The sequence below is a fragment of the Alcanivorax sp. HI0083 genome (assembly GCF_001635175.1).
This window is the reverse complement of record NZ_LWFX01001686.1, coordinates 1-9,293: the sequence shown is the minus strand read 5'-3', so window position 1 is coordinate 9,293 and position 9,293 is coordinate 1. Positions and strand designations below refer to the sequence as shown.

Below are 9,293 nucleotides of genomic sequence, written 5' to 3'. Positions count from 1 at the left end.
GTCCGTTAGACACTTTCGTGGTCAGGTTAAGGACGAATCTCTACGGGCGGCCATATCGGGCTTCATGGGGCAGGAGGCCATTCACGGACGAGAGCACGACAGGCTGAACCAGATTCTCGCCGAGTACGGCTATGACATGCAGTCGCCAGATCGGTTTGTCAAAATTGGCTTGGCCATACTAGAGAAGTTGCCGCCGAGCACTCGGCTAGCCGCCACCACGTTTATGGAGCACTTTACTGCGCTTCTCGCCGAGCAGCTACTTGAAGACGAGAATTTTGTACGCCAGGCAGACCCTGAAATGCTCAAAATATGGCAGTGGCATGCGCTCGAAGAGCTGGAACACAAATCTGTTGCCTACGACGTATATGAGCTTATTGGTAACAGCCGTACAGAGCGCGTGGCTGCAGCCCTCGCCTCGATGGTCGTCTTGCTGCCGATGCTGGGCATCACCTGGAGCTGGATGCTTGTCAAAGACGGCCAGCTCGGCAACATCAGCGATAATGTTAAAGGTCTGAATATTTTGCTAGGTCGTAACGGGTTTGTATCGCAAATCCTTTCGCGCCTTCCTGAGTTCATTCAGCCGGATTTCCACCCTGATCAACATGACACCAAAGGGCTGGAAAAACTGTGGCGTGAGAAGTTGTTCGCTGAAGGTGGCCAACTGCATGAGCTGTATAGCAATCCGGCGGCATAATAATGCTCAAGGGGGTTTAGGGAACCTCTGAATAGTTGACGACTCTGTCACCACCGTTTGCTAAAAGACACACAAAAAAATGCCGGAATTGCTTCCATGCAACTCCGGCATTACACCTTTTATCATAGCTTTTCTCTAGCCGATCTTTATTGCGCATCCTCTAGAATGAATTGTGCCGCTCGCTCGCCAATCATCATACATGGCGCGTTCGTATTACCACTGATCAACAGTGGCATGATCGAGGCATCGGCGACACGCAACCCCTTCACACCGTTTACCCGCAGACGGACATCCACCACCGCTTTTTCATCACTACCCATTCGGCAAGTGCCGACGGGATGGTAGATTGTTTCAGCGCGCTGGCGAATATCCGCGTCAATCTGGTCATCACTCTCCACGCTGGAAGCCGGTTCGTCATCACCGCCAAAAGCAGAGCTGAAAGAATGACTGTGAAACACTTTTCTGGCTAGTTTCACGCCTTCACGGAGCACAAGAATATCGTCAGGATGAGAAAGATAGTTTGGGTCTATCAAAGGCGCAGCAAATGGATCGCTATTGGCCAATCGAATCTGTCCTCGACTCTTAGGCCTGAGTTGGCACACATGAATCGTACAACCAAACCCAGGCGTCAACTGACGTCCATGATCTCGAAGATAAGCCGGTAAAAAGTGTAGCTGAGCATCCGGACGATCCGACTCGCTGAGCAGGCTGACAAAAGCCCCTGCTTCCGCCGCGTTACTGGCAAGAAAGCCGCGCCGATGACGAAAATACTGGTAGAAGGCACTAATCAGCCGAGGTATAAAAAACGGTGACATGCCGATTGATTGACGGCTTTTGTCCTTGATCATGACGGTCATATCAAGGTGATCTTGAAGGTTCTCCCCAACTTCCGGCGAGTCTTGCAAACAGGTGATGCCGATTTTCGATAGGTGCTCTCGCTCTCCAATACCCGACAACATCAGCAACTGAGGGCTATTGATCGCCCCACCGGACAGGATGACTTCTTTGTTCGTACGAATGACCGATTGAGCACCATCACTATCACAAATTTCGACGCCAATCGCCCTGCCGCAATCCAGTAACACCTTGGTTACCTGCACATCCGTCATGATGTGCAGGTTATCGCGGCCACGTGCAGGATCCAGGAAAGCACGCGCGGCACTCCATCGGCGCCCTTCTTTTTGTGTTACCTGAAACCGGCCAAAGCCTTTCTGTTCCGGCCCGTTAAAATCATCGTTTCGGGTATAACCCAGCTCTTCACCGGACTTAATAAACAGCGGGGTTAACGGGTTAACATCCCTGACTCGGGTAACATTCAGTGGCCCACCCACACCATGCCAATTGTCAGCGGAGTATTGTTCATTGTTTTCATGTGCATTGAATACCGGCTGCACATCTTTCCACGCCCACCCTGTTGCGCCTTGCGCTGCCCAGTCATCATAGTCTTGTTGTTGGCCTCGAATGTAGACCATGGCATTGATTGAGCTGCTGCCCCCCAGTGTTTTTCCTCGCGGCCAGTAGAGGCGCCTTTTATTAAGGTGACTCTGTGGCGCGGTGTCGTAGCCCCAGTTTCGCTTTCCTTGTTTAATTAGACCGATGAGTCCAAACGGAATATTAATAAAACCGCTATTATCGTGGGGGCCGGCCTCAATAAGACAAACGGAATACTTGCCGCACTCGCTTAACCGGTTGGCAAGAACACAGCCCGAAGAGCCCGCCCCCACGACGATAAAATCAAACGACTTCATTTTGCTTCTCCCCCGCCTGAATAAACCGTGACATGTGGTGCTCTCGGTCGCCATGACTCAATGATGCATGTGTCACCAGACGGAAGTAATGGCCAATGTTCAGCTCTTCCGTAACACCAACGCCACCATGGATCTGGATACCTTGCTGAGTGATACCAACGGCCCGGTTTGCGTAGTAAGCCTTTGCCGCCGCTGTCGCGCGCCCGCGCTCACAGACGTTTGCGCTCTCTCCTTTTACTGACACCATCAAGAGCATGGATTCCAGCTGCTGGAGATCAATAAACGCATCAACAAGGTAGTGCTGGATTACCTGAAAACTGCCAATCGTTGTACCAAACTGTTTACGCGTTCGAGCGTATTCCAGAGTGGCCTGATACACCTCTCGGCAGGCGCCGTACATACGTGCGCAGTCCAATGCGCACAGATAATCGAACCAGGCAGAAACCGCTTGCTTTGCCGCATCACCACGACACAAAACCATTTCGTCTGTGATGAGCACATCATCAAGCGTCAAACTGGCAGCACGGCTTCCATCGAGCAGTCGATATCTTTCAACGTCACAGGCGTCGAAAGGTAGCGCGACAATGGCCAACTCATCACCAGACATAGCGGAGACGAGCACGGCGTCTGCAACGCCACCATCAGACACAACGTGCTTCTGCCCGGAAAGTCGTTCTCCGTTTAGCCTCAAGGAAGGGTTCAGCACGTGATAACCGGCATGCCGGTCATAAAGACCGCAAGCCACACGTGCCTCACCAGAAATAATGCGATCAAGCAACGCCAAGGATGTTGGCGTATTGGCGAACTCCAATAACTTGCCGGGGGAAACAATTAAATCGACAAAAGGGTCAAGACAAAGCGCGGCTCCTAACTCCTGAACAATGGCGCACACGTCAAGCAATGAGCCGCCATACCCTCCAACAGATTCAGCAAACGGAAGGCCAAACCAACCCAAATCATTCATGGCCTGCCAGCGATTCGCTTCAAGGTGATTACTCTCATTCAACTGTGCAATGTAGCTGTCAAATGAATAGTTGTCTTTAAGATAACGGCGCGCGGTATCCGCAATCATGGTGGTATTTTCGGGTAACTTGAAATCCATTTTTCACCTCACAATCCGAGCAACATCTTCGCCAACACGTTTTTCTGGATCTCGTTAGATCCACCATAGATGGTGCACGCACGCAGGAAGTTATAGCGGCGACTGGCCTGATTAAAAATTTGCTCCCCAATGGGCTCCTCGTTATCCCATGGCAAAGACATCAAACCTCCGATTTCCACCATCGCTTGGGAAACCCTTTGCTGTAGTTCCGTGCCTTTGATTTTCAGTCCTGACGATTCTGGGCCGAACGGCTTGCCTTCATCTGTGGCAGCAACGGTGCGAAAGTTGGTGTATTCCAGTGCCATAAGATCGACTTCCAAGCCAGCCAACCGACGCACCGCCAACTGCTTATCTGTTTCCGTTGGTAGCGCATCGATAGCACTTTTAAGGCGATTGATTTCGTAGTGAATATCCGCCACACCGGCAATGGTGGTGCGTTCGTGGGTAAGAAGAAACTTGGCAATGGTCCACCCCATTCCTTCTTGACCCACCAAATTTTCCACAGGCACTTTCACGTCGGTAAAATAGACTTCGTTAAGGTGATGATGCCCATCAATTGAATAAATCGGCCGTACTTCAAGCCCGGGGGTTTTCATATCGATCAGCAGGAATGAAATACCCTGCTGCTGTTTCACGGTGCTATCCGTTCGCACCAAGCAAAACATCATGTCTGCCCAATGGGCCTGTGTCGTCCAGATTTTTTGACCATTAACCAAATAATGGTCGCCATTACGCGTGGCTCGCGTTTTTAACGAGGCCAGATCTGAGCCCGCATTGGGCTCAGAATAACCTTGGCACCATAGCGTTTCGCCACGCTGAATGCCGGGCAACCACCGTTCCTTCTGTGCTTCAGAACCAAAGGTATATAACACCGGCCCAACCATGGCCACACCAAAAGGACTTGTTGGCGGAGCCCCTGCCGAGGCGCGTTCCTGATCGAAAATATACCGCTGGGTTGCACTCCACCCTGGGCCACCAAATTGTTCTGGCCAAGTAGACGTGAGCCAACCTTGACTGCCCAGCAAACGCTCCCATCGTTGCTGCATATTCTTGTCTGGCATCGCTCCTCGGGCAGTACAGCGCCGAATATCATCAGGCACATTTTCCTTCATCCACTGCCGGATACTCTTACGAAATTCTTTTTCGTCATTACTGAAATCCAGATTCATGGAAGCCTCCAAGCCAATAAATTTCGCAATACAAGGTCATCGATTACTCAATTAACCTGTTTACCGTTGCTCTCCCAAAAGGGGGCTCGCAGTTCGTTTTTCAGCACCTTACCTGCCCCACTCACCGGCAACGACTCTGCCTTAAAATCAACGCTACGAGGCACTTTGTAACCTGCAATTCTTTCACGGCAATGTTCGATAATCTCTGCCTCACTGGCGTGCTCTCCTTCACGCAGCACCACGATTGCATGCACAGCTTCACCCCAGCGTTCATCGGGAATACCAATTACCGCGCACTCCTGTACCTCAGGATGGCTATAAATGGCACCTTCAACTTCAACAGAGAAAATATTTTCTCCACCGCTAATTACCATGTCCTTGGCTCGATCAACGATGAAGACAAATCCATCCTCGTCCATGTAGCCAAGGTCGCCGGTATGTAGCCAACCATTGCGCAAGGTATCAGCGGTTGTTGATTCCATTCCCCAGTAACCCAACATGACGTTTGGTCCCCGCGCACATATTTCGCCAACCGTACCTTGAGATACCACCTGATCATTTTCATCAAGCACCACCACCTCCACACCCAGTGCTGCGCGACCGGCGCTACGTAATTTTTCTCCGCCGGGAATGTGATGTTCTGGCCCGAGTGAGGTAATGATTGGGGAGGCTTCGGTCTGGCCATAGCCCTGAGCAAATGACACTGTCGGCATTTGTTCCATAGCACTAATCAATACCGCCTCTGGCATTGGCGAGGCGCCATACAGCATGCGTTTTATGCTGCTGACATCGTAATTGGCGATGCGCCCAGATGAGGCTAGAAGATTGACCATGGTCGGCACCAACAGGGTGTTCGTGACTTTCTCCTGCTCAATGAAAGCCAGCACTTCATCAACATCAAAGCGAGGAACAATGCCATGTGTCCCCGCAGCCAGTGTCACGGCAAACGTGCTGGCCATATCAGCCAAGTGGAACATGGGCCCGGCATGCATATATATGGTGTCACTGTCATAGCCCATCTCGGCAACCACGTTCAGGGCATTGAATACCAGGTTGTCATGACTCAGCATCACGCCTTTTGACCGCCCAGTGGTACCACCGGTATAAAACAGCCCCGCCAGATCGTCACCGCCAGCATTGGCGTCACGGATTCGACCGGCGTTGGCGACAAGGGATTCATAATCAATACACCCTTGTGGACACTCACCCTCACCCATGAAGACAACATGCTTGATAGACTCAAGCTGTGGCTGTAGGGATGGCAGCAATGCTGCAAAGGTGTCATCAACGAAAAGCACTTTAGAACCTGAGTCATTCAAGGTATAGGCGATTTCAGGTGGTGCGAGCCGAATATTGACGGGATTCACTGCCGCACCGGCCCACGGCACTGCATAGAAATACTCCAGGTAGCGATCGCTGTTTAATGCCAGTATGGCAACCCTGTCACCCGCATTGATGCCCAGACTTAGCAACCCGTTAGCAAGGCATGCGATACGGTCTTCAAACTCTCGCCAGGTTTGCCGCCGACCAGCAAAAACGGTAGCCGTACCTTGGCCGTTTAATTGAACCGCACGGCGCAAAGTCTGTGAAATATACATAACAGAACTCCTCTATTGAGGCAGAAAAGGAAGGGGGGAGGGTTGTTTATAGATTGGATTAGCTGGAAGCGAAGGCTCTCTTATAAATGAAGCGACCTCGGGAAACCTGGGCGCCATCAAGAAACACATCCACAACAACCACAATGAAGCGCTTTCCTTCACGAATAATGTTCGGCTTGGCCACCAACGTACCCGCAAAGGCCGGGCGCAAATAATCCAGAGTCATACTTGAACATACTGGCTTATTTTGTTCAGTCTGATTCGCTGTTAAGTGCGCGCCAGCAACAAGCTCCGCGAAGCTTGCGATAATACCGCCATGAAAAGTCTTGATCAGAGGGTTGCCAATGTGCTGCTCGCGAAACGGCATTTTATAGGTTGCTTCGCCGTTATCGTCCGAAGCCGTCATACCAAGAAATTTTTCGTATGGTGATACATCGCCGACCACAGTAGAGAGAGCGGTTACCCTTTCTGTTTCGAAGCTGATGATTCCTTCATCATCGATTGTTTTTTTCTTGGAGGGGGCTCTCTTATTGCTAGGATTCACAGATTGATCAAAGGACGGGCCTGCCGTTCCTATCGCAAAACTGCCTGATACCGACGCCAGCAAATTGCCGCCATCACGCCCAAATGCCTCTCCACGGACATAGGCAATATTTTCTTCAACTGCAAAACAGGTGACATTACATGCCACCCCTTCGCCAGCCTCGGGGTTAGCGATGAAATCAACGCGCAAGTCAATTGTCGCAATTGGGCGCATGTCGCCGAGGCGCACAAAAATCGCCAAACCACATGCCGTATCAAGCAAGGTAGCGATGGCTCCCCGATGAAGCTTTCCCTGTTGATCACAAACCTCTTCCACACAAGGCATGCTCATTACCGCGCCATCTTTGGTAATGTCATCCATTGCGATACCAAAAACCCTGAACAACGGATGCCCTGAACCAAAAAAAGCCTTTGCGGCAAGCAGTTCTCTCGGGAGTGATGTCTCAGCTGTCATAGTTAGCAACTTTTTATCAGAATGTTGAAGCGGCATCCGCATACCGGGTCTCTGCAACACGCACAGATTCAATGGCGTCCGTTATTGCCTCTTCAGGGAATGTTTCACTTTCAGACCCCTTTCGCAGACAATCAGCCAGAGCGGACCATGCCGCAGCACTCGCGCGCATCAACTCGACCAAGCCTGCCTCATGTATTTCAGGAACAATTTCACTCGCTTCATCGAGAAATTCTGAATACATCGCTCTAAAACCGCTGCCCCCCGTTCCACGCTTCTCGATCACTTGATAGGCGAAACGGAGCAACCATTGCCATTTATCCACTGCCTTCCAGCGAGGAAGTTCCTGGATCCAAGTTGTTAGCGCTTGAATACCGTGATTCCTGCTTCCTTGCAGTAGATTATCTGCATTCTTCACAATCGCACTGCGCACGTTCTCGGGAGACACCTGAACCGAAACACTTTCGGGTGCGAACAATGAACCATGATGGATAAAGGGTGGCGACAAGGAGAATCTGGCTTCAACCAACTTGTCACGAGGCACCTCTAAAAGCCCTGGGCGCTCGGTATCGCTAACGAGCATCGTCTCGCCCTTCTCGGCTCGCTGCCAGGCGACGATGGCGTGACCGGGGAAATGTGTACTGCTCTTGAAATAAGGAAGGTAAAAAATATCAGTTAAGAGAAGCGCAGGCCGCCCCGCATCAAGATGGGCATCCAGCGCATCGGCGGCAGCACATTTATCTTGCCAAGTTTCCCAGCGAAACGGCACGCCCAGTGTAGAGAACACCGTTTCCTCAAATCCCATTGAACGGACATGGACAATAAACGGGGTGTCCGTGCCTGGTATTTCCACATAAGTAATACCAAGCCCGGCACCCAGCCCGAAGCAGAAAGCTTCCGTCAAATTAAGCCCATGAAACTCCAGCAGGTCTCTGATAGCTGAACTGCCACAGTGACGCCCAGGCCGATGTGTATGAGGAACATCGACGGTACTGGGGAGATCCTGCTTGTCTCCATGCATCAGGCTGCCTCACTCACTGGAGCCGGACCGTAAATGGTTTCCGATGCCCGCATCGGATCTCCATGAGTCTCATACTCCGCCAACCACGCGGCAACCTTCTCAGGCATACCGGTATCCCAAGGGTGAAATCCAGGGCGGAACCAAGCGAGGAAATCAGGCAGCATGCCTGTGAGAATACCTTTTCGCCCATAAAGCTTGTTCAGGCCTCGCAGAATCACACCAGGCTGGCGCGTTACGCCATCAAGCTTGAGCATATTCCAAAATACTGGAGCCACGACAAGGTGAACCATCAGGGTCGCAACCACCAACGCAGACGCGCGCGTCAAGTAGCCTCCACCTGCTGCGCCCTGATAAAGATCATAGGCCACGGCCTTGTGCTCTACTTCTTCGACCCCGTGCCACAGAAATAGCGCTCTCATGACGGGGTCAGCCTCGCTAAACATCTCGCTCTTCTCGCTGACCATGGTTTCGCCCAGGGTTGCCGTAAAGTGCTCAAACGCCGCCGTCATGGCGAGCTGATACTTCTTCGGCAGGTACTTTTGTGTGGTGCGAATAAAGGTCCTTAGATTCGCAGTGACCTTATCCACATCCACGCCCTGGCTGGCCATCACATCGTTGAAACGATCATGGACAATCCCGTGCTGACCTTCCTGGCGAATAAAGTGACGAATATCCTCGCTCAGCTGATCATCTGTCACTTGATCCTTGAAGTTACGCACTGACTGGATAAAGAAGCGCTCCCCCTCCGGGAAATGCACTGAGAGGGCATCAAAGAAGCGGGTCAGCACGGGATCACCGCCATTCCAGTGCCTTGGCACTGATGAGACATCAAAGGCGACTTTGCGCGGCTTAATCGGGATAGATTTCATGGCTCCTCCAAATAGACAGGGCTCTTCAGGATGGTCAAGCCGCAAAAAAGGCGGCACTTTCGAAACATGTTATTTGGCCATACAACCAAATGTCAATG

The 9,293-nt window shown here is 51.5% G+C and carries 8 protein-coding genes; 1 reads left to right on the top strand and 7 read right to left on the bottom strand.

The window, feature by feature from the left end; all coding sequences use genetic code 11:
* On the top strand, window positions 1–694 hold a 694-nt coding region (locus A3754_RS24700; RefSeq protein WP_063521618.1), incomplete at its 5' end, for a metal-dependent hydrolase.
* A 146-nt stretch (window positions 695–840) separates the two neighbouring features.
* On the opposite strand, the gene A3754_RS24695 is transcribed toward A3754_RS24700, so the two are convergent.
* From A3754_RS24695 to A3754_RS24665, 7 genes are read right to left on the bottom strand one after another with little or no spacing between them, the layout of a single operon-like run.
* A complete protein-coding gene (locus tag A3754_RS24695) occupies window positions 841–2,442 on the bottom strand; it encodes a GMC family oxidoreductase (RefSeq protein ID WP_063521617.1) in 1,602 nt (533 codons plus the stop codon).
* Window positions 2,429–3,544: an acyl-CoA dehydrogenase family protein gene (locus tag A3754_RS24690; RefSeq protein WP_008930247.1), complete on the bottom strand. Its 1,116-nt coding sequence runs from the start codon at window positions 3,542–3,544 to the stop codon at window positions 2,429–2,431. The genes A3754_RS24695 and A3754_RS24690 overlap by 14 nt, the downstream gene beginning before the upstream one ends.
* Window positions 3,545–3,552: 8 nt before the next feature.
* Entirely contained in the window at window positions 3,553–4,713 is a 1,161-nt protein-coding gene (locus tag A3754_RS24685; RefSeq protein WP_007150215.1) for an acyl-CoA dehydrogenase family protein, read from the bottom strand.
* A 47-nt stretch (window positions 4,714–4,760) separates the two neighbouring features.
* Window positions 4,761–6,311: a long-chain-fatty-acid--CoA ligase gene (locus A3754_RS24680; RefSeq protein ID WP_008930249.1), complete on the bottom strand. Its 1,551-nt coding sequence runs from the start codon at window positions 6,309–6,311 to the stop codon at window positions 4,761–4,763.
* Between the two features lie 58 nt (window positions 6,312–6,369).
* On the bottom strand, window positions 6,370–7,350 hold the full coding sequence (locus A3754_RS24675; RefSeq protein WP_230457772.1) for a PaaI family thioesterase: 981 nt from the start codon (window positions 7,348–7,350) through the stop codon (window positions 6,370–6,372).
* Entirely contained in the window at window positions 7,325–8,326 is a 1,002-nt protein-coding gene (locus A3754_RS24670; RefSeq protein WP_022983819.1) for a BtrH N-terminal domain-containing protein, read from the bottom strand. The genes A3754_RS24675 and A3754_RS24670 overlap by 26 nt, the downstream gene beginning before the upstream one ends.
* Window positions 8,326–9,195, bottom strand: coding sequence for a metal-dependent hydrolase (locus A3754_RS24665; RefSeq protein ID WP_063521616.1), 870 nt, complete (start codon window positions 9,193–9,195; stop codon window positions 8,326–8,328). The genes A3754_RS24670 and A3754_RS24665 overlap by 1 nt, the downstream gene beginning before the upstream one ends.
* Between the last annotated feature and the right edge of the window lie 98 nt (window positions 9,196–9,293).